The following is a 22069-nucleotide window of genomic DNA, read 5'->3' as shown; positions in this document are numbered from 1 at the left end:
TTACAGGATTGTTATTTGATGATTTATAGATGAGACTCATATATTTGTTCTTACATCTCACTTCATAAATATTTACTTTTATCTATACTAATCATCAACAACCAACCAATAATCAAACAATTACATCCTGTACATCCTTAAATCCTGGACATCCTGATTCTGACAATAATATGCTATTTTATATACAGCATACATGAAACCAACCATTAATCAATCATGAATAATCCACAACAACCGCGAGAATACGATGCTGTGCTTGGTGGTAATAGTCCATCACTTGAAGGTGCAGCCGTTTTAGGTGGTATTGAAGGGGTAAAATTGCGGTTACAAAATCCAGATGCAAAAGTGAGAATTTCTGCACTTAAGCAAGCATTGAATTATGGAGAACAGGGTTTAGATTTAGTAATTGCAGGTTTAAAGGATGAATCTTGGGACATTCAAAATGCGGCTTATTCGTTGTTAAATTCTCGGATAGAAGCGAGTGCAAAAGAAGCTTTAATAATATTCGACCAAGTAACGTTAAAATCATCCGTAGGAATGGACTACAGAGAACTAAGGAACTTGCTTGGTGCTGGTAGCTGGAAAGAAGCTAATGACGAAACCAGACGGGTAATGTTAACTATTACGAAGCAAGAAAAATATATCGATTCAGAAGATATTTACAACTTTCCCTGTGAAGACCTCCGCACCATTGACCAGTTGTGGGTAAAATATAGTGATGGCCGTTTTGGGTTTTCAGTCCAGAAGCAGATTTATCAAAGTTTGGCTGGAATGATGATTGGAGACTTCCACTACTGGCTTAAGTTTGCTGATCAGATAGGATGGATGAAAGGAAACTCTAGCCACCCTGGAAATAAGGACTTTAAAAAAGAGAATGATATTACTTTTGATTTGACAGCATTAAGAGGACATCTACCGTATTCTGTAGAATACCTCCGTTATTTTCTGTTATTTCATGGTGAATCGACTGAAGCTTGGGAGAAAAAAGGGAAGGGTCTCGCGATCTTCTATCGTGTCAAGACTTGTGGACTGTAGTTATGTCTGTTATTTAGGCTTATAGATTGATAACTAATCATCTGCCATTTTACCTAACTAAATTTTCTAGTTTATCTTCTAAGAAAATGGCTAGATTAAAATTACCTAAACAAAGCTGTTTTTACGTAATATCTGAGGATGCATTTAAAATGAACCAAGATGAAATAGATGCTAAAATAGCTCAAGTAGTAGCTAATATAGATCGCAGGTTGGCAAGTGAAAATAAATCTGTTTTTGACAGAGTTGATATTGTAAAGAGGGAAATATGCCATGCTTTAAATATGAATATCAATATTGATCCTTTTAATTTCAATCAAAATACTATTTTATTGTTGTTAAACATTGATATTTGGTATGAAAGAAATTATAAAATTAGAACAAATGTCAGCAATTTTTTCCAAGAAAAACCATTTTTTATTCAAGGAGACATTTATTGGATTTGTGTGCAGAAAATAACAGGATATGAATATTATAATATTCGTAATGGTACAAATTTACCAGAGATTGTAATAAAAGATTTAACAGAACAAGAATATAAATTTTTACAAGAGGAATTTAAAAGAGCAAAAATACAATGGACAGCTATAGAAAATCTACAATCTGTTATTCGTTGGCGAGATAAAATAAGAAAAAGTGAAAATGATTTTATCGGTCTTCAAGAAAATATTTTTTACTTAGCGGCTGAAACAATAAAATTTCTTTCTCTTGCTATTGAGGATTTGAATCTTGCTATTCTTACTTTAAAAAATACCAGCACCAGTAATTATCAATTCATAATTTTTCCCCTTTCACAAGCAATTGAAAAGCTATTAAAAGCTTGTATTATTTCAGAAAATTTAATGCTGGATCAAGAAATTAAAGACTTACTAGAAATTTTAAGACGTAACAAATATGGACACAATTTATTAAAAATAGTTCAAGATTACAGGCAAATTATTCCTTTTCCTGAAAACATAGAATCAGAGATACAAAAATATTCTTTCTTCCATAACAATGCTAAGTCTAGATATGATATTATGCCCGTCTCCTCAGAGCAAGCAGTAGGTATGATAGACGCTGCATTAAATATCTTTCAATTAATAAGCGAAAAACTTTATATGCCTTTAGAGGAAGCTATGTATGGTCATGAATATTCCTCAGAAATATCAGAATATTATGATCAATTAGAGGATGATAATTGTGATTTTGATTAATACAGTTAAAATAATTATGTGCCATTTTCTGTCATGAATTACTTAACAAAGTACAATTATGATTTATCAATTAAAAACCCAATAAACTAACAACTAATCCCCCTATTTATACATAATGAATAACCCCCATCAACAACTACTCCAACAAATAGACCTCATGCTTCGCGCCCGCTATCCCCTACTATATATAGTCGGAGTCGAAGAAGAACCAATAGAACAAGTCCTCCAACAACTCACCCAAATATCCCAGACACCACGACAACTATTATTATGGGATATCGTCACCGGTTGGGATGACAACGGAACTGATAAAGGTTCAGTCATGGGTGCATTATCAAGAATTACCAAAACCCCAGAAAATACAACCACAATATTTGTATTGCGAGACATACATTTTATCCTCAAAAACCCCGAAACAGAAAAAAATGCTCCCGTAATTCGGGCTATCAAAAACCTCACCCGTCAACTCAAATGCACACGCCAAACCCTCATCCTCACCAGTCATACTTTAACCATTCCCCCAGAACTACAAGAAGAAATTACAGTTATTGATTTTCCCTTACCCAACATCCAAGAAATAGATTATTTAATTCAGCAATTAATAGTCCCCGAAAAACTTAACTTAAATGGACTAGGAAAAGAACAATTAATCAAAGCCTGTCAAGGATTAAGTCGCGCCAGAATTAGAAGAGTTTTAGCCGCAGCTTTAGCAGCAAAAGGACAAGTAAATGAAACAGATATTGATAGAGTATTAGAAGAGAAAAAACAAGCAGTTCGCCAAACCGGAATCTTAGAATTTTACACCGCCAATGAATCATTAAAAAACGTCGGTGGTTTGGAAAATCTCAAACAGTGGGTAAGAATGCGTCAAGATGCTTTTACCGAAGAAGCACGACGTTATGGAATACCCAACCCCAAAGGCGTTTTATTAGTAGGAATCCAAGGAACAGGAAAATCATTATCAGCCAAAACTATCGCCCATGAATGGCGTTTACCATTGTTACGTTTAGACGTGGGGAGATTATTTGGGGGAATAGTCGGAGAAAGTGAAAATCGCATTCGCCAAATGATTCAATTAGCAGAAGCAATATCACCCTGTGTATTATGGATGGATGAAATAGATAAAGCATTTGGTAATATTAATAGTGGTGTAGATGGTGACTCTGGAACATCGCGCCGGGTATTTGGTACACTCATTACCTGGATGCAAGAAAAAACCAGTCCGGTGTTTATGGTGGCTACTGCTAATAATGTGCAAATATTACCAGCCGAGTTATTAAGAAAAGGGCGATTTGATGAAATATTCTTTTTAAATTTACCCACAGAAAAAGAACGCCATGATATTTTTAAAGTTCACATTCAAAAAGTTCGCCCTTCCCGACTGCGAGATTTTGATTTACAAAGACTTGCCAAAAATAGCGAAAACTTTAGCGGTGCAGAAATTCAACAAGTAATTATTGATGGAATGCACCGCGCTTTTGGTAGTTTAATAGATGGTAATAGGCGGGATTTTAACACAGAAGATATTTTAGCTGCGGTATCGGAAACAGTTCCTTTAGCGGCTATTGCTAAGGAACAAATTACCAGTTTAAAACGCTGGGCTGCGGAAGCTGGCGCAAGAACGGCTTCTATTGATACACTGTTAATTGAGGAGTTAAAAGTTTATTCTCAGCAGCAAGGTTTAAGTCCTTTGGAGGTGGATTAATTTAAAACGAACCGCAGAGACGCAGAGGACGCAGAGGGAAGAGGTTTTGGAGTTTAGCTGAGTAAGATAACGTGAATTTCATAAGCCTCTCTCCTCTTAGGGGAGAGGTTTGGAGAGGGGTCAAAAATACATAAGGAGTTGATTTTTTATGTCTCATTTTACAACTATTAAGGTGCAAATTAAGCAGGGTGAAGTGCTGCTTCAAGTATTAAAGGAGTTGGGTTATCAGGTTGAACAAAATACTCAGGTTCGGGGTTATATGGGTGATAAAACTAATGCTGAATATGTGATTAAGCAATCTAATGGTTATGATTTAGGTTTTCGTAAAAATGGAGAAAGTTATGAGTTAGTGGCTGATTTTTGGGGTGCGAAAATTAATCAGCAGGAGTTTATTAATAATATTAGTCAAAAATACGCCCATAAAACTTTGATGGAAACTATTCAAACTGAGGGTTTTAATGTGGAGGAAGAGAAAGTTTTAGCAGATGGTACGGTGCGGGTTGTGGTTGGTAGATGGGTTTAATTTCTGATTTATTAACATTATTAAAAAGGAACAATCATTATGGCTGAATATCAAAAGGTTGAATATCGATCAAAATCAACAGGTTTGTGTAGCAAAACTTAACCCACTAGGTGAAGCGGGAATGGATAGAATATCGGTGTTGTTCGAGGTTGATTCTCGACGGATTTTATTAGCAACTGCGAAGGATTTATTAACAGGAAAAGTTTTAATTAATAGGGGAGAAATTTATAAGTTGACATAAATAAAAATAAAAAATTAAAGGCTTCTGTAATTTTAATCATATCTATCTTTTTTAGATTTAATTACTTCAATAACATTATCATGGTCTTGACCACCAATAATATCTTTTAAATGGATTCTACCTTCAATATACTGTAAATGAATCCGCCAACCAGATATTTTATCAATGTCAGCCCGATAAATAGCTTGTTTGATTCCTGTAACTTTATGCAATCTAGTTTTCGGGAAATTTCTGGTTCGGTGACATTCATTGTCTTCTAATTCTGCTAAAGCTTGGAGAAAATCAATTTTCAAATCTTCTGGAAGAATTTTCATGGCTTCATAAATCACACCATACTCATCTAATAGAGGTTTAATTTGTGCCATTTCCCAGAAGAACAGCTTCTAATTCTTGATTTTCTTCCACTGTAAAATCTTGATAAATTAACTCAGCTACTGCGTTATATGCTTTTTCGGCATCTGCTAATTTAACTAATCTAAATAATGTAATCACGGTACAATCAAAGATTGGATCATCGTCAATGGTTAAGATAACTCTTTGATTATCATTAATTTTTAAAGCATATATAGTAGAATCATAGGAATGATTGAGTTTGATATTTCTGAGTTGTTCGCTACTTTGATAAAACAACATCTTATCCTGAGATAAAGTTGCAAAATACCGATTCATCTCTTTAATAAGTTTAAACTTTTCTGTATCATTAAATTGTTCTAAATCTTTTTCAAAATCCTTGGTAGATTCAATGAGTATATCCACGGTTTTAACTCCTGAGTCTAAATTGTCAAGTTACTGCAAATTTAACTTTAGATATATAAACAATATGGCAGCTATGATACTATAATAATTTAATTATATTGCCACTTAACTTTTTTGACAAGATCAATTACTATTGATGGTTGCGTAGTCCAAAACAAATCAATTTTATAAGACTTGCATTTGTGAGACAATTTCTGTGTTGAATTAAAAATAATTGTTAAATCTATGAGCAATCAAGCTTCTATTCCGGTTATTGTCAACGGTGCTGCTGGTAAAATGGGACGTGAGGTAATTAAAGCAGTAGCCGCAGCATCTGATTTGACTTTAATGGGTGCAATTGACACAACTCCCGAACATCAAGGTAAAGACGCTGGGGAACTAGCGGGTTTAAGTGAACCCTTAGAAGTACCGATTACCAATCAACTAGAACCCATGTTGGGGTATGTGGCTGGGGAAAGACAGATGCAACCGGGGGTATTAGTTGATTTTACCCATCCTGATGCAGTGTATAACAATATTCGCAGTGCGATCGCCTATGGAATTCGTCCAGTTGTGGGAACTACAGGTTTAAGCCCCGCACAACTCGAAGAATTAGCTGATTTTGCCGAAAAAGCCAGTACCGGTTGTTTGGTTATTCCTAACTTTTCCATTGGTATGGTACTACTGCAAGAAGCCGCTGTCAGAGCTTCCCAGTATTTTGATCATGTAGAAATTATCGAACTTCATCATAACCAAAAAGCTGATGCTCCTAGCGGTACAGCCATTCAAACTGCTCAATTATTAGGTGAACTGGGTAAAACCTTTAACACTGCTATTGTGGAAGAAACGGAGAAAATAGCTGGAGCTAGAGGCAGTTTAGCAGATGAAGGGATTAGAATTCATAGTATCCGCTTACCAGGACTGATTGCCCACCAAGAAGTGATTTTTGGTGCAGCCGGGCAAATTTACACCTTACGTCATGATACCAGCGATCGCGCCTGTTATATGCCAGGAGTATTATTAGCCATCCGCAAAGTTAATCAGCTAAAGTCATTAGTATATGGATTAGAAAAAATACTTTAAAAGCAAGGAGTCAGGAGTCAGGAGTCAGGAGTCAGGAGTCAGAAGAATGCTGATGGAATTAGGAATAGAGAGAAGTGAGATTTTCTCAAAATCATTCTCAACCTCATCAAAGTTGACTCGAAAAGCGATTATTATCTTGACTTCCATATTCTCTATCCTGAATCCTTACCTTGAAAATTGCCATTTTTCCATCTCAAAGCCAAAAGCCAAAAATATGCTCGTTCCTCTAACTCGCCAAAAATTTGAACAAATCATCCCCCTGATTGCCTCTGGGCCACAATATAAATATTATTGGGGGAAGTTAAGCAGTTTTTTGCAGCGGATACTAATTTCCGTAGTTACCTTAGCTATACTACTGCTAATCCAATTCTTGTTTAGATTGGAATTTGGGTTCATCTTCTTTTTTGGAGTATTTGGTGCGTTTTTTTGGCTTTGGTATCCCATATTCCAAGCAAGTATCCGCAATGGAAAATGCCGCCGTTACAAATACAGTGGCTTTTTCCGGGGACGAGTGCTAGATTGGTGGATCACAGATAAGTTAATGGGCAAACAGGAAACCGTCAACAGTAAAGGTGAGTTAGTCATCATCGAAAACCGCGAAAAGCGGATTAACTTAGAAATAGGGGACGACACAGGATTTAGTGTGGAGTTTGAAGCCCCACTACGGACTGCCCACAAAGTCATTACTCGCGGTCAAATAGCCGAAATGGTAGTAATGTCAAACCGCCCTGATTTAAGCACCATTGAAGAATTCAGCGATATATACATTCCCAGTCGTGACTTGTGGGTAAGTGATTATCCCTATGTTCGCAAAGACTTCTTTAATGAAGTTAGTATGCGTTTACGTCCAGACCAGGAAAGAAGACCCCGTCGCCGTTCAGGAAGAGAGAGGGATAGGTAATTGGTGATTGGTGATTGGTGATTGGTAATTGGTAAAAATCTGCCCCTGCTCCCTGCCCCCTCCTGCACCCTGCCTCATCCCCCGCCATTTCTATCTTGTCCATAGGCTTGCCAAGCCAAGTCTACTAAGCCATCAACAATAGCGGCAGCTACGACTGCGTTACCCTTGCGACCTTCAATAGTGATATGAGGAACAAGGGATTCTTGTAATCGTTCTTTTGCAGTTTCTAAATTGATAAAACCTGCGGGGGTAGCAATTATTAAAGCGGGTCTAATTTCTTCAGCTTCAATTAAGTCAACCAGTGCAGTTAATGCTGTTTGTGCTTGACCAACTACAAATATTCCCTCTGGATAACGCCTAGCAAGGGTTTCAATACCCCAAGCAGCGCGAGTTTTTTCTTTTTGGGGTCGTGTTAGTGCTTCCATACTGCAATACACTGGATTGGCAAATGTATTTTGAATATCATAGGCTATACCTACTTGCACCATTGGCACATCTACGACAATGGTGGTGCGTGAGGCTAGGGCGGCGGCTCCAGCTTGTAAAGCCTGTTCTGAAAACCGGATTAAGGATTGATACTCAAAATCAGAGGTGGCATAAACTACACGCCGAACGATTTCATACTCTGCTGGTGAAAAAACATGATCACCAATTTCACTATCAATAATTGCCAAACTTTGAGCATCAGTCACGTGCCATTCCATTGCTATTTAACTTCTTAATATATTAGTTTTCAGCTTATCATCAGTTTCAGCCAGTGTTAAGAATGTCAGTATAGTTAAAGAGGTTGGAAGTCAAAAAGTCTTGTTAAAGGGAACGGGGAAAAGGTAATTATTTCTCAAATAACCAAACAATGTGGCTTTTTTGGGAAAGTTTGTCTGGCTTATGTCCTGGACAGAACCCTGCACCTATGACCCCTAAACCCTTTTTCTTGACTTAGCACCTAAGGCTCGGTACTGGAAGGACGACTAAAAGCGGGGGATAAATAAGCAACTAAAGCACCAATTGCAAAGGCGGAAATATTGCGAACTAGAGGCAACCAATCGCTTGTGCGGGTAATAACTGGAGCAATACCAAAAGCAATAAATAAGATTCCCCATAAAGGTGAGAAAATTAATGCCCATTGCCAAGCAACTATTTGTTTGTCGTTGCGGGGTTGAGCGGCAAAACCACAAATAATCCCACCGACAGCGGAGGTAACAAGGGTGAGTATCCATTGTTCTCTAGGGAGTCCAGGAACTACGTTACAACCACCTTTAAGTAAGCAACCTTTGACTGAATCTAGAGCCTGGAGAATGGCTTGATCTTCTCCTTCTTCGCGGACAAAGTATAAGTTACCAAAGCGGGTTTGTAGTTCAATCCAGAAGGTGCGAGGTAAGAATTCATAAACCGCATCACCGACGCTGAAGCTGAGGATGTTACCACCACGAGCATCTGCTACTAAGAGAATACTTTTATCGTCTAAACCCCAATATTTAATTACTGCTCTCCCTGGGGTGCGGTCGTACTGAGTTAGAACGCGCAATTTCCAACCAGTATCAGTTTCAAATTGTTCTAGTTCTTTAACTAGTTTTTCTTCCTGGGGGTCAGGGAGAGTTTTTGCTAAATCTACTACTGGTGTTATAAAGCTGGGTAGTAAATCGGGATTTTCATAAGCTAGGGCAGATGGGGAATTAATTGCCCAAATTGAGCCAATAAAGCAAAATACGGCAATTGATACTAAAATTCGTCGCCAAAAACACAGGTGCATGAACGTTTTTATACTATTATCAACGGGAGAATGTAACAAGTGCTTTGCAAAGCGTAACGTAAAAGTGATACTTCTTTACACTTCTTTACTTTATCAGAAAATCAGCTATCGTTTCCATTAGTCATGTCATTTCTTTGTAATTCTTGGGGATATTTTGCATATTCCTTTTTCAAGAATTTCCCAGAATTTTTATTTAGCTTGTACTTAGAGGTTGATCTATGTATATTTGAAGATCCCCGACCTGTTGGAAAAATCGGGGATCTAAGTATTAAATTTAAGAATATTTAATGCTGGTGTTCTTGTCCGTGATTTTTACAACTACCTTTACCATGATGGTGGTCGTGATTGTGTCCATGAGAGCAGCCTTGAAGGTCTTGCTGCATGAGACTTTCGCTCATTTGTTTTAAAGAGTCATCTACGGCTTTTAAGCCTATCCATGCGTCAATTTTCTCGACATCAAAGCCTACTTCTCTTTTATCCCCTACTTGGATTAAGGGACGACGGATTAATAAAGGATCTCTAAGCATCATTACCAAAGCATTTTCAGCGTTGATATTTTCAGGATTCACCTCTCCTGATTTTACTCTAGGTGCGGCTTTATTGAACCATTCAATGACCGGGCGATCGCCAAAAAATGACCGCAGTTTTTCCGCTGTCCAAGGTTCTGTTAATAGGTTATATACCACTACTTCATGACCTGCGGCTGTCAGCAAAACTTTTTGCTTTGTACCACCTTTACAACCTGGTTTTTCATAGAAAATTACTCTGGCCATTGCTGTTTCTCCTATAAGATTATGGTTGAATTTGTGGATAGGAAATAATTAACCGCAGATTGGCTTTTAATAATAGGTAAATATTCTCTATTTATTCTCTCAATCCCCTATTACTCAGATTAAACTGTTATTTCTTTTTTTGCCACTACATTTAAAACTTCTTAGCAATATGATTAATTACATCAAATTCAAATCTCTGTTTGGGGTTTGTTTCCCCATAAATGTTAAATGTTACTGTTGGTTCTTCACCAATGGCTTGAACTTGATGTATTGTTTCAGGTGTAAAACTCACAATATCACCGGGAGATAAATTTATTTCGCCTGTTTTTTCAATTCGATCAGGAAAATCTGGATGAAAACTGCGCCGCCAAAATGTGTTTTTTTCTTGACCTTTTAAAATTGCAACTATTCCCCATGTTCCATGATTATGAATATTAGAAGTTGTTCCTGGTGCAAATGTCACTGTTTGTACAGTTAAGGGAAATCCTAATTCATTATATAAAAGTAAAACTGAGATTCCTGTTTTTGAATCAGGTTGTGAAAATTGACTTTGTATCCAATAGGAATTAATAATTAACCGTCTTACCAACATTCTTAGTTCTGGAAGTCGAGTTGATTCATCTTCAACATTATGGAGGACATCTTCGACTTCAGTTAAAAAGCGATACAGACGATAATTATCACGCAACAAATCCCATGATCTTGCTGATTTACAAACTTCATGCTGTCCATTTTCAGTAACAAACCAATCCTTACCTTGCATAATTTATAGACTATGTAATTACTAATATTTTGGTAAGGGAACTATAGGAACATATACTTTAGGAAATAAATTTCCAGGATTCACGGGAGATACAGGAAGCTGAAGAGGATTATTAACAGTATTAGATGCAGCAAGTGCATTATGAGCAGTTAAGTTGAGAGATAACCAATTATTCATAATTTTTCAGTTGTTTGTTGTCAGTTTTTTCTGTATCCCCAGTCCACATTTAATCATCATCTTCTGGTGGACGGGTTAAAATATCAAGAAGAATACCAGCACCAAAATCATTTTTTTCATCAATACCTTTAATTCTGGTACTGATTTCCTTAGCTTGTTCTATTTTTCCTAGTTTAGCTAATACCAAACCTGAAGCAGCATAAGCAGTTAAGTACAATCTGATTTGGGGTTCTTCGTGACGGTTAACTAGGATAGGTTTAAGTTCTTCCCATTTATCAGGTAGATTTTCCGCTTTTTTTATTTTAGCGGTTATTTTCTCTGCTGTTGTCAGTGCGAGAACATAATTATTTTTGTAGTAAAAATATCTATAAGCTGCAACTAAAACATCTGTGTTATCTCCTGTTTTAGCTAAAGCTTGCTGCATATATTTTGTAGATTCTTCCGTATTTTCCCAAGTCTGTGCTGCTAATATTAATAATTCTTTGACATCATCTGCTACATCAAACCATGAAAATCTATTTGTATCAATTTGCATAATAGGCAATTAATCCCATTTGTTCTGGAATATTTGGGATTTTCCATATTTACTATTTAACAGTTAAAATTGTAGTTAGTTAGATAAATTTAATTATTTTATCACTTTGGTAAACTGAGAGAAAATGAAGTCTGTCAATATCAAAAATTTATCCTTTTCTTCCCCCCGTTGCGGGGGGAGTGAGGGGGTTAAGATGCACCTCATATCATTGGAAACTGCTGTATATTCAACATGAGTAAATTATAAATAATTAATCCTGTGAATCCTTTAATCTTCACAATCCTGATTAAGACAGTTAAGGATTATAGTCATAAGGTCTATGGGTAACAACAGGTAAAACTTCCCAGTTTTCAATAATAGGTGGAGAACTGGTTTTCCATTCTAAAGTTAAACTTTGCCAAGGATTATCACCTGCAAATTCGCCTTTTCTCCAACTGAAAATGGCGTTGAAGGTGAAGGGAATGACCGAAAGACCCAAGATGAATACACCAATGGTGGAAAGCTGATTTAAGCCGATAAATTGGGGCGACATTCCTTGTAAATCCAGTTCGTGCATGGATAAAAATGTTAAGTTAGTACCGATAAACGTCAGCAGAAAATGAATTCGTCCCCAGGGTTCGTTGATCATTCTACCGATCATTTTGGGAAACCAGTGATATATACCTGCGTAAATACCAAAGATTGAACTACTAAATAAAACGTAGTAAAAATGGGTGAATAAATAATATGTGTTGTGAACATTAAAGGGGGCTATTCCCATTATTATGCTGCTTAAACAGCCTATGGCGAATAAAATAGCACTGGTAAAGCGGATTTTTAGACTCCATAGGGTTGCTACCCAACTGAAAATTTTCATTCCTGTAAAAACGGCGATAATCAGGGTAGAAATAGTGAATAAAATTCGCATCCAATTGGGTGTTTCACTGGTGAATAAATGGTGTACCCAAACCCATAAACAGACAACACAAATAGCTACACTGACATAAGCGATAGCTTGATAACTAAAAATTGGTCTCTGTGTATGGGTAGAAATAACTTCGGACATAATCCCGAAAATTGGCAGAATCATTAAATAAACTGCGAGACGGGAATAAAGCCAGAATAAATGTTGGTAAATAATGACATTATCACCTCCATCTAAGTTAAAGAAAGATGTGCCAAAGTTAATATTAAATAACAGTATGGCTGAACCTGTTACTAATACTACTATGGATAAAATTGCCAGCATAGAAGTTACTAAAATTGCCCAACAAAATAGAGGTAGTTGATGCCATTTCATGTTAGTAACTTTCATTGTCAAAATGGTGATGACAAGGTTGATATAACTTAAAATTAAGGAAGTTCCTAATAACACAATTGCCAAAATCCAGAAGATTTGGGCGTTGTTTGCGGTAATTAGGTTTAATGGTAGGTAAGCCGTCCAACCAGATTGAGAACCATCAAAGATAAAACTTAATAATAGTAATAATCCTGCGGGTGGATTTAACCAAAAGGCAATTGTATTTAATTTGGGAAACGCCATATCTCTAGCACCTATCATCAAGGGAACTAGATAGTTACCAAATCCACCAATTGTACTGAGAACAATCCATATAAAAATCATGATTGTCCCATGATTGATCATGAAAGCATTGTAGAAATTAGGATTAAGGAAATTAGAATCTGGTGTTACTAATTTGGTGGGGAATGTTATCGCTATCAAGCCACCGATGAAATAGAATACAAAAGCTGTCACTAAGTATTGAATCCCAATGACTTTGTGATCAGTATTAAATGTAAAATAATCTTGAAATTTCCAACTCTGAGGATGTAAATTGTTAGTAACCAGCCGTGTTGGTGCTTGACTTTCATCTGGTGGTGGATTAACGGGAAAATCTACTTGTGCCATATTTTTGTTAGTTTTCAGTTATTAGCGCATAATTAGCAATGACTCAAGAGTTGCTGGAGTTACATTTGAATTTTAATGTGGATAAATGTTCAGAATTCACAGCAACTACATGATCCATGTCTTGTTTTTAGGAATCTAGTTTTCCCTGATCTAAGTATCAAAAGTCCGTGAAGATAGACTTTGTTTTTGTAACCCCGGATTCTCTTCTGAAGATAGGGCTACTTTTTTGATTTTTACTATTACTGTTCTAACTTGTAACTAATAAAAAATCGGTAAATTTCCATATTTTTTCATATTGATAACCACAAAATCCCCGACTTATTTGAAAAATCGAGGATCTGAGAGTTGGGATTTTCATGAATTAAATAGAAGTAGAAAAAATAGTAGCAAGTATGATTCTGTTAGTTGATCACAAGTAAAGATTTACGTTTCTGTTTACTGTGAACTTTTTAACAAGTTGCGGTAAATATTGAGATTCCCCTCTAGTTACCTTGCTTAGAAATTTGACAAAAATAACCAGTGTTTTGCAGTACATCACACCGTTGAAAATTACCAAGAATGTTATTTATCTAATGTGTTATGACTGTAACAATTCTTGGGACAAATCCGAGAACAAGCTTCACAGCCAATACAGTTTTCTGGTTGAGTCACAACCATTACTTTCCGTTCAACTTCTTCCTCATCTTCATCTACTACAAATTCACCTTCTTCGTTCAAAGCCATTAAGCCTAAAACTTTATGACCACAAACTTTCATACATCTGCCACAACCGATACATTTGTCTTTATCTATTTCTTGGGCAAATTTAGGAGTCCAAGCATTACCTCCAAACGTCAATCCTGTTAATGTAGACATGAATCAAACCTCAGCAATTTTAGCTAGATGTTAGTTAATCCTTTAATCTTCATCCTAGCCTGATATTTTATTTTTTTAAGAACCAAAATTAACTTTTTTATCAAATTTTGATGACTTGCTAAATAATACTATTTATTTTTGGTTACTCTCAAATACTAAATGATATTGCTTGTTAATAACTTTAGCTAGTATTTTTATTTCTAAGGCTTAATGATAAAGGCTTTTACAGCTTTTTTTAAAATTTATTTTCTCAATAAGTCTTAGTTAATAAATCTAAGCATACCTGATTAAATAAGAATAATAATCAATTGTCAAGGCTGATCATGAGCTTTATTGACCCCCTATTTGCAAATATTTTTGAATTAGCTAAAAATATTCTGGTGACAGTATTTATAAATACACAATTAAAAAATCATTTCCTCTATTTTTGAACCATTTTGCTGGCTATTCTCTATTTCTTGTTCTCTGCAATAATATGTTACTCAGAAACATCTGGCATAATTTATATAGCCAAAAATAAACATTATGACAGTAAATTATCTAGGTAAATATTAAGAAATCCTGCCAAGCTCATACTGAACAATCTTATTGAAATCTTTATGAAATGTATAGTTAATGAAGAAGTAATGAAGCCTAATTTTGCAAAATATCAATAGCTACAAAATCTGGCTTCATTAACCCTATGAGTAATTAATCAGGCGAGAAACATATCTTCTCGTTATAGAGGTAATTTGGTAGCGAGTTATGAATCAAAAGGACAAATTAAGGGGAGACTTGAGCCAAACATCTCAACGATTAAAGTAGGAATACTTCCTATGCCGCATATAATTCCTAACAACAGTTGCGTGGGATGTGACAACTGCCGACCCCTATGTCCTACGGGTGCAATTAAAATCGAAGATGATGAATATTGGGTTGATCCTGCCCTTTGTAATAATTGTGAGGGTTATTATTCACAACCACAATGTGTGATTGCTTGTCCAACAAATGCGCCTATACCTATACACGCAAAAAAGGGAAGATGCAAAGTTGAACCACGGGATGCTACCAGTCCTGATCTATTTTCTAATGGCAAGAATAACCCCTTCGCGTCAGCAATAGTTATCTGGGAAGCTTGCAATTTACTAGCACAACGGACATCTTTACAATGGGAAAAAGATCAGGATGGTAATTTACATTACAGTCGCTCAGTTAATCAAGGAAAAGGGACAATTTCTTTTCATATCCAAGACCTATTTCCAGTTAATAACCGGGCTGATAATTTACAAGCAATTGATTATTTAGACATCCGTGCTGCTTGTATTCATCTCATTTTTGCTGCTCAAATTACAGCCCTAGATCAACCTTGGGAGGAAGAATTTACCATTGATGAACGACAAATTGAACAGTATTTGGGCTTAGAAAAACGTAAAGACCTCAGCAAAAGTACCAAACTCGGTTTAATTAAAAACATCGTTTATCAAACTTGTTCGCTGATGGTTTCTATTGACTGGCCGCAACAAGGTAGAGTTCCCAGTTTTTCTATTAAAGATAGTTATCTATGGAATTTGACAGATACTCAACATCATTTTCAAGAAGATGATCAAGGTTGTAAATATTTAGTTGGACTGACATTTACAATCAAAGCGGGAATGTGGACTCAACATTTCTTCAACAGACAAGGATGTAAAGAACGCACCACATTTTATCAATATGGCAGTCTTCCCAAAACGCTATTAACCACAGTTATGAGTCTGTGGCAACAACATGAAGGTGCTGTTAGACTTATGCTTTGGTTATTATTTAAAACTAAAATGGGTAGGGAACAACGCATCACTGTTCCTACCTTGCTGCGCGTTGCTTATGGTGAGGAAAAAGTGACTCAAGCTTCTAGGCATAGGGAAGAACGCAAACGCCTACTTAAAGCCTATGAAAATGATTTAGAAGTTCTCAATCATTATGGAGTTAAGCCATTCTTTGATCCTGTTACCTATCCCCCAGAAATTCAACCTTTGTGGGCAAAATTAGTTGATATTCCTGAAGATCCAGAGGAAGCTTTGGAATTTTGGATTAATGATGGTAGTGGTGAAACTCGTCTCACAGACAGCGGACCCCGTGGTAAATGGAATTTGCTGATGAATGCCCGAATTTCATCTTTTGAACTTCCCCCAGACTGGGATAAACGTTCAGAATCAGATAAAAAACAACGTCGCACCACTAAAGCTAAAAGTAATCATCAACAAACGGGTAATTTGCTAGGGGAACAGGTTACAGAAGGACGCAAAAAAATGAACCTTTCCCAAAGGGAATTAGCAAAGCTGATGGAAAAAAGCCAAAGCTGGATTCGTGATGTGGAAAAGGGTCGTTTAAAGGCTAAACTAGATGACCAAATGCTTCTAAAACAATTGCTAGATATTAGTTAAAACTCATAAAAGATATCCCCGACCTCTTAAATAAGTCGGGGATTTTGGTATAGCTACAACAGCTATAAATTACGAATTAGATTAACTATAAGTTGCCACTTTCTTCGCTACAAGCCAAAGATTAGATACAGCATATTTTATAGATACTATTTCTTGGGAAGCCTGACAAGAACCTTTCAGGGTTTGTGTTTTCACATCATCTTTTATAAGTTTGGCTTGATAAGTGTAGAGAGTTCCTGAAGGTTGTTCAAAACTTAACTCACCTAGAATTGTATTATTATCTAGGCTTTTCTCTAAAATCTTACCTGTTACCTGATAATTAAACCAATCCCAACCTAAACGCAGCATGAGTTCTCTTTCCAAAATTTGCAACGCATTTGGTAAGATTCCCCAACCGCGATAAACTTTATTTAAACATTGTATATCCCCAGTGTGGGTAAGAATTGATTTAAAGGTATCTGAATCAAGAACTCCGTAATATCTTCCTTGGGGAAAATCTATGGCTGTGGGTGCAAATCTATGTCCCCCAAAGTGGCTTGATCTCCAAATTCTCACATGATTTAATTGTAAATCAGAGATAGTATTTTCAGCATGAAAGTAAAAAGGATTGCCATATTTCGCGCAACATTGATCATGGCTACCATGGGTACAGACTAATATATCTCTAGTGGGGCTGGATTCTATTTCATAATCAGCACTAACTCCAGCTAACCATTTACTGACAACTCCCGCTACTTGTTCAATATTTGGGAGTTTAAATTCTTGTTTGCGGTATCCGTTACTTAATCCCTCTTGCTGCTGATAAATTAATAAGGTTGTTTCTTCTCCCCTATGTGATTGATCATTAGCAATTAATAGAAAGTTAATTGGTAGTTTAGCACGTTTTACATCTTCAACTAAAATCCGTAAGTTATCTGGAACCCATTTGGAATTCAAGGCTTCAGAAACCCAAGGGGTAGGACATTCTACTAATATATAGGTTTGGTAGTTGGTAGCACTACCAATAACATCTTCTTGTATTTCTCGTGAATGATCTGCACAAAAAAAATTATTCATTGACACTTACTCAAATATATATTTTATGAACAATGGTTAAGAAAAATCTAGGTAGATACTTTATCAAATTCTGATTTTTTAAAGTCTTTCCGGTTAAATAAATACTCTTTCAAAAAATGTAAGAATTCAAAATAACAATTTTTTTACATTTAATAGGGAGAATTTCTAGAATATCTGGCTCTAATTTATCGTTTTTTTGATAAATATTCTCCATCCTTCGTCTTAACTGCTGAATTCTGAGATTTAAATTAATTTTTGATGTTTTCCCTAAATTATCTAAATAGAAAATCCCATCTTTTGTCTGTATACCCAATGGCATACATTCTCTAGTTCTTAAATTATAGCTGAATTTATCCATATTGCGAAAAATTCTCAATTGATTGTGAAAAAAATATAAGGGCTGAAAAATTTCTTTTGATCTGAACAGGTATTTTGACTCTAACCCAACTCAATTTATAAAGCAACTATTTTTAGTATTTAGCTAAATTCTACAAAAATATATCTTTATATTAATTTATTCTTCATAAAACTTAACAAGAAGCATAATTTAGCAAAAACTGATCATAAGTATCATTGGATTTATAAATGTAATAAATTAGATTGTATATATGTTACAAGAATAATTAATACAGAAATATTTTATATCTAGATAGTGAAGATGGTTTCATAATGAACTACAACAAAAGTGTGATTAAGTAATAATTGTGAATAGTTGATAGTTCGTTCCTAAATTACCTATTTTTAATTATATGACATTAATTTTAGCCCTGGATTTTGGTGGCACAAAATTGGCAGCAGCGACAGTTAAGGCTGGTGCAAAGGAGTGGTTAGATCATGAATCACGTTTTTCTCCTCCAAATGGCGATGCTTTGACTGATTTAGAAATTATGCGATCGCTCATTGATTCTGTGTTAAAAGGAAAAAGACCGGATGCCATTGGTGTCAGCTTTGGTGGTCCAGTAGATGCCACCACAGGTTTAGTCCGATTATCTCATCACGTTCCTGGCTGGGAAAATGTTCCCCTCAAACAAATACTCGAAGAAGATTATCACGCACCTGCTGGTATAGACAATGATGCTAATGTTGCTGCTGTTGGTGAACATCGCTTTGGGGCTGGACAGGGATACGATAGCTTATTTTATATTACCATTAGCACAGGCGTAGGTGGAGGGTGGATACTTGACGGCAAACCCTGGCGGGGTGCATTGGGAATGGCAGGAGAAATTGGTCACATGGTGGTAGACCCCAGAGGTCCGTTATGCTTATGTGGCAAACGAGGATGTGTAGAACGTTTGGCTTCTGGTCCCTACATGGCGCAAAATGCGCGAGAAATGCTGGAGAAAGAATCACCCAGTGCTGACGGTAAGTCTAGGGGAGATATACTCAGGTATTTGATAGGTAATGATCTCAATTTACTTACAGGCAAAGTCATCAGCGCCGCAGCCGCCAACGGAGATGAAATAGCACAAGAGGTATTATATCGGGGTGCTTGGGCTTTGGGAGTCGGTATTGGTAATGTAGCCAATTTGATGAATCCCCAACGGTTTGTTTTAGGTGGTGGTGTCACCAAAGCAGGGGATAATTTCTGGACTGTAGTGCGGAAAGTAGCTAGGGAAACCGCACTCCCAGAGGTGAATTTTGAGGTTGTGCGGGCATTATTAGGGGATGATGCACCTTTATGGGGGGCTGTGGCTTTGGGTTTGAATGTGTTGGATTAAGGAATTTGCCGGCAGACAAACAAATTTAAATAAAAGATTGGAATTTGATGTAGGGGTAGCGCCCCCGTGCCTACCCCGTTTTGAGGGCAACCACAGGGGGTTTGCCCCTACTATTAAATATTCGCTTGTTGTCTTTGATAAAGGGACCAGTACAAACCTTTTTGTTTTAAGAGTTCTAAATGCGTTCCTCTTTCGGCTATTACTCCTTTTTCCATGACTAATATTAAATCGGCTCGTTTGAGGGGGGCAAAACGGTGGGCAATTAAGAATACTGTGCGGTTAGAGGAAACATTTTTCAGGTTTTGTAATACTTGTTGTTCGGTTTCACTATCTAAGGCACTGGTGGCTTCATCTAATATGAGAATTGGTGCAGATGATAGAAATAATCTGGCTAAGGCAATGCGTTGTCTCTGTCCTCCAGATAATGCTGTTCCTCTTTCTCCTACGTTGTTTTCATAACCGTAAGGTAGTTGACTAATGAAGTCATGGGCTACTGCTAATCTGGCTGCTTCAACAACTTGTTCGGCACTAATATCTGGATTTCCTAAGGTGATGTTTTCTAAGATTGAACCATTAAATAAAAAGTCTTCTTGGAGAACTACACTGATTTGTTGTCGTAAAGATGCTAAGTCAGCACTTTTGATATCAAATCCATCAATCAAGATTCGTCCTGATTCAATTTGATAAAGCCGTTGGATAATTTTGGAAAGGGTACTTTTTCCTGAACCACTTCTGCCGACAATGCCTACAAATTGTCCAGGTTCAACATTAAAGGAAATTCCTTTTAATACTGGTTCGGTGTTGGCATTATAGCGAAAGAAAACTTGCTCAAAATTAACTTCACCTTTGAGGGGTGGTAATACTAATCCTGTTCCTGCTTCTGTTTCTGGTGCAGCGTTGAGAATATCACCAATTCTATCTACTGACAATAAAACTTGTTGGAGATTTTGCCATAACTGCACTAGCCGTAATAATGGGCTGGTAACTCTTCCTGATAACATTTGGAAGGCAATTAATTGACCAATGGTCAGTTGATGATCAATTACTAATTTTGCCCCAACCCAAAGGATGATTAATGTAGAAAAGTTAGTCAGAAAGTCACCAATATTACTACTAATATTGGATGTGGTGGAAGCTTTAAAACTGGTACGAATAAACCTGGCAAATAAACCTTCCCAGCGTTCTCTAGCTACTGGTTCGGCTGCATGGGCTTTAACTGAATGAATGCCGGTGATTGTCTCTACTAAAAATGATTGACTGTCCGCACTGCGGTTAAAGGTTTCATTTAGCCAATTTCGCAAAATTGGTGTAGTGACGATGGTTAAAGTCGCAAATAATGGTAATACCGCTAAGGCTACAAATGTTAGGGGAATGTTGTAATAAAACATCAATCCCAGATACACTACAGCAAAGATACTGTCAAGAATAACCGTTAAAGCTGTACCTGTGAGAAATTGGCGAATTTGTTCTAATTCTTGGACTCTAGCGACTGTATCACCCACTCTCCGCGACTCAAAATAAGCCAAGGGTAAACGCATTAAATGGCGAAAAAGTTGGGCGGATAAACTCAAATCTAAACGCCGGGCTGTGTGGGTAAATATGAATAGCCGCAGCATACCCAGGATAGATTCAAATGTCGCCACTAGCAAGAGAGCGATCGCCATCACATCTAAGGTGGCTAAACTCTCCTGTACCATCACTTTATCAATGATGACTTGGGTAATTAATGGTGACGCTAATCCCAATAATTGCAAGGTAAAGGAAGCTAATAAAACCTCACCTAATAATCCCCGATATTTCCAAACTGCGGGAGTAAACCAAGCTAAGTTAAATTTCTCTTGTTGGGAAATTAATTCAGCTTGCCATAATGTACCATTCCAACAATTTTCTACTACAGATTGAGGTAATTGTTCACAAATATAATCAGGATTTTGGGGATTAGCAATAATTAAAAAATTGCCTTTCATTCCATAGGCTACTACCCAATTAAATTGGGGATTTTTACTTTCCTGATTCCCTTGATTCCACAACAACAAAGCCGGAAAAGTTAATTGGCGTAATTCACTCCAACTAACCTGCAATTTCCGCAACACTAACCCTACTTTTTCCGCTGCTTCTATTAGGTTTTTGGGTTTTTGTCCCCGCAGTTGGCGTTGTACCCATTCCAATTGGACAGGATTTTGTAAATGTTGTGCCACCATTGTTAAACAAGCTGCACCTGTATTCCCACTTCCCACAAAAGGATAATTAGAACTTATCGGTTGCGGAGGTGCGGAAGGAGGTAGAGAAATGGGAGAATTAGGAACTGGTAAAACGGCTTCTATCTCCTTTACCTCTACCTCTACCTCTATTGAATTTGTCCAAAATTCATCAATTTGAGAATTGACAAACTTTTTCCATAAAGCCGAATTCCAACACACTACAACTACTTCCTTACTGGTAGCAACGGCTTTACAATCAGCAAATATTTGTTGACAGTTACCAAACCAATCTCCTGTTTGTAAGGTGGCTACAGTTTTATTTTCTTCTTCCTCTCGTAAGCGGACTTTACCAGTGACAATAAAAAATTGATCTCCACCTAATTTTTGTGACCAAATTTTTTCACCAAGTTTGTAATTACGAATTTCCGCTTGCTGTTTTAATTCGCTTTGTTCTTCAGCATTTAGCCAGGATAGTGGCGGTTCATTCCAGGGTAAATTATTTAACACATTTATTCGTTAAAATTGATTGTTTAGA

General features: G+C 36.6%; 21 protein-coding genes. 9 read left to right on the top strand and 12 right to left on the bottom strand.

The genetic code is table 11. The annotated features are described in order from the left end of the window. Positions 1-216: 216 nt before the first annotated feature. The 5 genes from FJR11_RS23550 (at position 217) to FJR11_RS10355 (ending at position 4697) form a co-directional block, all read left to right on the top strand. Positions 217-1035 (top strand): GUN4 domain-containing protein, encoded by an 819-nt coding sequence (locus FJR11_RS23550; protein WP_254444733.1) that lies wholly within the window; start codon positions 217-219, stop codon positions 1033-1035. 149 nt (positions 1036-1184) lie between these two features. After that, on the top strand, positions 1185-2228 hold the full coding sequence (locus tag FJR11_RS10370; RefSeq protein ID WP_217358223.1) for a HEPN domain-containing protein: 1044 nt from the start codon (positions 1185-1187) through the stop codon (positions 2226-2228). A 115-nt stretch (positions 2229-2343) separates the two neighbouring features. After that, positions 2344-3933, top strand: a complete 1590-nt coding sequence (locus tag FJR11_RS10365; RefSeq protein WP_168503606.1) for an AAA family ATPase — start codon at positions 2344-2346, stop codon at positions 3931-3933. Positions 3934-4081: 148 nt separating this feature from the next. Further along, complete coding sequence (locus FJR11_RS10360; RefSeq protein ID WP_168503605.1) at positions 4082-4456, top strand: DUF1257 domain-containing protein; 375 nt, start codon at positions 4082-4084, stop codon at positions 4454-4456. 58 nt (positions 4457-4514) lie between these two features. Then, positions 4515-4697 carry a hypothetical protein gene (locus FJR11_RS10355; RefSeq protein WP_174762996.1) on the top strand — a complete coding sequence of 61 codons (183 nt, stop codon included), beginning with the start codon at positions 4515-4517 and terminating at the stop codon, positions 4695-4697. Between the two features lie 32 nt (positions 4698-4729). On the opposite strand, the gene FJR11_RS10350 is transcribed toward FJR11_RS10355, so the two are convergent. Both FJR11_RS10350 and FJR11_RS10345 read right to left on the bottom strand, forming a co-directional pair. Next, the gene (locus FJR11_RS10350; protein WP_168503604.1) at positions 4730-5062 is read right to left on the bottom strand and encodes a hypothetical protein; all 333 of its coding nucleotides are present in this window, start codon (positions 5060-5062) and stop codon (positions 4730-4732) included. Beyond that, on the bottom strand, positions 5049-5453 hold the full coding sequence (locus FJR11_RS10345; RefSeq protein WP_168503603.1) for a hypothetical protein: 405 nt from the start codon (positions 5451-5453) through the stop codon (positions 5049-5051). Before FJR11_RS10345 ends, FJR11_RS10350 begins: the two co-directional genes overlap by 14 nt. Before the next feature lie 225 nt (positions 5454-5678). On the opposite strand from FJR11_RS10345, the gene dapB reads away from it, so the two are divergent. Both dapB and FJR11_RS10335 read left to right on the top strand, forming a co-directional pair. Continuing rightward, positions 5679-6515 (top strand): 4-hydroxy-tetrahydrodipicolinate reductase, encoded by an 837-nt coding sequence (dapB, locus tag FJR11_RS10340; protein WP_168503602.1) that lies wholly within the window; start codon positions 5679-5681, stop codon positions 6513-6515. 214 nt (positions 6516-6729) lie between these two features. Beyond that, complete coding sequence (locus FJR11_RS10335) at positions 6730-7416, top strand: phosphate ABC transporter permease (RefSeq protein WP_168503601.1); 687 nt, start codon at positions 6730-6732, stop codon at positions 7414-7416. A 74-nt stretch (positions 7417-7490) separates the two neighbouring features. On the opposite strand, the gene FJR11_RS10330 is transcribed toward FJR11_RS10335, so the two are convergent. The 8 genes from FJR11_RS10330 to fdxB all read right to left on the bottom strand — a co-directional run bounded on the left by FJR11_RS10330 (position 7491) and on the right by fdxB (position 14157). Next, positions 7491-8120: a precorrin-8X methylmutase gene (locus tag FJR11_RS10330; RefSeq protein ID WP_168503600.1), complete on the bottom strand. Its 630-nt coding sequence runs from the start codon at positions 8118-8120 to the stop codon at positions 7491-7493. A 239-nt stretch (positions 8121-8359) separates the two neighbouring features. Then, entirely contained in the window at positions 8360-9166 is an 807-nt protein-coding gene (locus FJR11_RS10325; protein ID WP_168503599.1) for a TPM domain-containing protein, read from the bottom strand. Between the two features lie 284 nt (positions 9167-9450). Then, the gene (locus FJR11_RS10320; protein ID WP_168503598.1) at positions 9451-9939 is read right to left on the bottom strand and encodes an ArsC/Spx/MgsR family protein; all 489 of its coding nucleotides are present in this window, start codon (positions 9937-9939) and stop codon (positions 9451-9453) included. Positions 9940-10090: 151 nt separating this feature from the next. Then, the gene (locus FJR11_RS10315) at positions 10091-10702 is read right to left on the bottom strand and encodes a cupin (protein WP_168503597.1); all 612 of its coding nucleotides are present in this window, start codon (positions 10700-10702) and stop codon (positions 10091-10093) included. A gap of 21 nt (positions 10703-10723) precedes the next feature. Then, positions 10724-10879: a hypothetical protein gene (locus tag FJR11_RS10310; RefSeq protein ID WP_168503596.1), complete on the bottom strand. Its 156-nt coding sequence runs from the start codon at positions 10877-10879 to the stop codon at positions 10724-10726. 49 nt (positions 10880-10928) lie between these two features. Beyond that, the gene (locus FJR11_RS10305; protein ID WP_168503595.1) at positions 10929-11414 is read right to left on the bottom strand and encodes a hypothetical protein; all 486 of its coding nucleotides are present in this window, start codon (positions 11412-11414) and stop codon (positions 10929-10931) included. Positions 11415-11709: 295 nt separating this feature from the next. Continuing rightward, positions 11710-13302 carry a cbb3-type cytochrome c oxidase subunit I gene (locus FJR11_RS10300; RefSeq protein ID WP_168503594.1) on the bottom strand — a complete coding sequence of 531 codons (1593 nt, stop codon included), beginning with the start codon at positions 13300-13302 and terminating at the stop codon, positions 11710-11712. A gap of 561 nt (positions 13303-13863) precedes the next feature. Next, positions 13864-14157 carry a ferredoxin III, nif-specific gene (gene fdxB / locus FJR11_RS10295; protein WP_168503593.1) on the bottom strand — a complete coding sequence of 98 codons (294 nt, stop codon included), beginning with the start codon at positions 14155-14157 and terminating at the stop codon, positions 13864-13866. Between the two features lie 815 nt (positions 14158-14972). Here fdxB and FJR11_RS10290 point away from each other — a divergent pair. Beyond that, positions 14973-16559 (top strand): helix-turn-helix domain-containing protein, encoded by a 1587-nt coding sequence (locus FJR11_RS10290; protein WP_168503592.1) that lies wholly within the window; start codon positions 14973-14975, stop codon positions 16557-16559. A gap of 81 nt (positions 16560-16640) precedes the next feature. Here the strand turns inward: FJR11_RS10290 and FJR11_RS10285 are convergent, their stop codons facing one another. Then, positions 16641-17615, bottom strand: a complete 975-nt coding sequence (locus tag FJR11_RS10285; RefSeq protein WP_168503591.1) for a sucrase ferredoxin — start codon at positions 17613-17615, stop codon at positions 16641-16643. 749 nt (positions 17616-18364) lie between these two features. Here FJR11_RS10285 and FJR11_RS10280 point away from each other — a divergent pair. Continuing rightward, positions 18365-19333 (top strand): ROK family protein, encoded by a 969-nt coding sequence (locus FJR11_RS10280; RefSeq protein WP_168503590.1) that lies wholly within the window; start codon positions 18365-18367, stop codon positions 19331-19333. Positions 19334-19446: 113 nt separating this feature from the next. Here FJR11_RS10280 and FJR11_RS10275 read toward each other — a convergent pair whose 3' ends face one another. Further along, positions 19447-22041: a peptidase domain-containing ABC transporter gene (locus tag FJR11_RS10275; protein WP_168503589.1), complete on the bottom strand. Its 2595-nt coding sequence runs from the start codon at positions 22039-22041 to the stop codon at positions 19447-19449. Positions 22042-22069: the final 28 nt, after the last annotated feature.

The organism is Anabaena sp. UHCC 0187 (assembly GCF_009712035.1).
Lineage (GTDB): Bacteria > Cyanobacteriota > Cyanobacteriia > Cyanobacteriales > Nostocaceae > Dolichospermum.
The sequence above is the reverse complement of the archived record's forward strand: the minus strand, read 5'-3'. Positions and strand labels throughout refer to the sequence as shown.

What these genes read in the sequence shown, in the direction of transcription:
- FJR11_RS10285 (WP_168503591.1), bottom strand. Translation starts at nt 17,615, where the DNA reads ATGAATAATTTTTTTTGTGCAGATCATTCACGAGAAATACAAGAAGAT.
- FJR11_RS10350 (WP_168503604.1), bottom strand. Translation starts at nt 5,062, where the DNA reads ATGGCACAAATTAAACCTCTATTAGATGAGTATGGTGTGATTTATGAA.
- FJR11_RS10335 (WP_168503601.1), top strand. Translation starts at nt 6,730, where the DNA reads ATGCTCGTTCCTCTAACTCGCCAAAAATTTGAACAAATCATCCCCCTG.
- fdxB (WP_168503593.1), bottom strand. Translation starts at nt 14,157, where the DNA reads ATGTCTACATTAACAGGATTGACGTTTGGAGGTAATGCTTGGACTCCT.
- FJR11_RS10360 (WP_168503605.1), top strand. Translation starts at nt 4,082, where the DNA reads ATGTCTCATTTTACAACTATTAAGGTGCAAATTAAGCAGGGTGAAGTG.
- dapB (WP_168503602.1), top strand. Translation starts at nt 5,679, where the DNA reads ATGAGCAATCAAGCTTCTATTCCGGTTATTGTCAACGGTGCTGCTGGT.
- FJR11_RS10280 (WP_168503590.1), top strand. Translation starts at nt 18,365, where the DNA reads ATGACATTAATTTTAGCCCTGGATTTTGGTGGCACAAAATTGGCAGCA.
- FJR11_RS10315 (WP_168503597.1), bottom strand. Translation starts at nt 10,702, where the DNA reads ATGCAAGGTAAGGATTGGTTTGTTACTGAAAATGGACAGCATGAAGTT.
- FJR11_RS10310 (WP_168503596.1), bottom strand. Translation starts at nt 10,879, where the DNA reads ATGAATAATTGGTTATCTCTCAACTTAACTGCTCATAATGCACTTGCT.
- FJR11_RS10365 (WP_168503606.1), top strand. Translation starts at nt 2,344, where the DNA reads ATGAATAACCCCCATCAACAACTACTCCAACAAATAGACCTCATGCTT.
- FJR11_RS10300 (WP_168503594.1), bottom strand. Translation starts at nt 13,302, where the DNA reads ATGGCACAAGTAGATTTTCCCGTTAATCCACCACCAGATGAAAGTCAA.
- FJR11_RS10370 (WP_217358223.1), top strand. Translation starts at nt 1,185, where the DNA reads ATGAACCAAGATGAAATAGATGCTAAAATAGCTCAAGTAGTAGCTAAT.
- FJR11_RS10320 (WP_168503598.1), bottom strand. Translation starts at nt 9,939, where the DNA reads ATGGCCAGAGTAATTTTCTATGAAAAACCAGGTTGTAAAGGTGGTACA.
- FJR11_RS10325 (WP_168503599.1), bottom strand. Translation starts at nt 9,166, where the DNA reads ATGCACCTGTGTTTTTGGCGACGAATTTTAGTATCAATTGCCGTATTT.
- FJR11_RS23550 (WP_254444733.1), top strand. Translation starts at nt 217, where the DNA reads ATGAATAATCCACAACAACCGCGAGAATACGATGCTGTGCTTGGTGGT.
- FJR11_RS10330 (WP_168503600.1), bottom strand. Translation starts at nt 8,120, where the DNA reads ATGGAATGGCACGTGACTGATGCTCAAAGTTTGGCAATTATTGATAGT.
- FJR11_RS10305 (WP_168503595.1), bottom strand. Translation starts at nt 11,414, where the DNA reads ATGCAAATTGATACAAATAGATTTTCATGGTTTGATGTAGCAGATGAT.
- FJR11_RS10290 (WP_168503592.1), top strand. Translation starts at nt 14,973, where the DNA reads ATGCCGCATATAATTCCTAACAACAGTTGCGTGGGATGTGACAACTGC.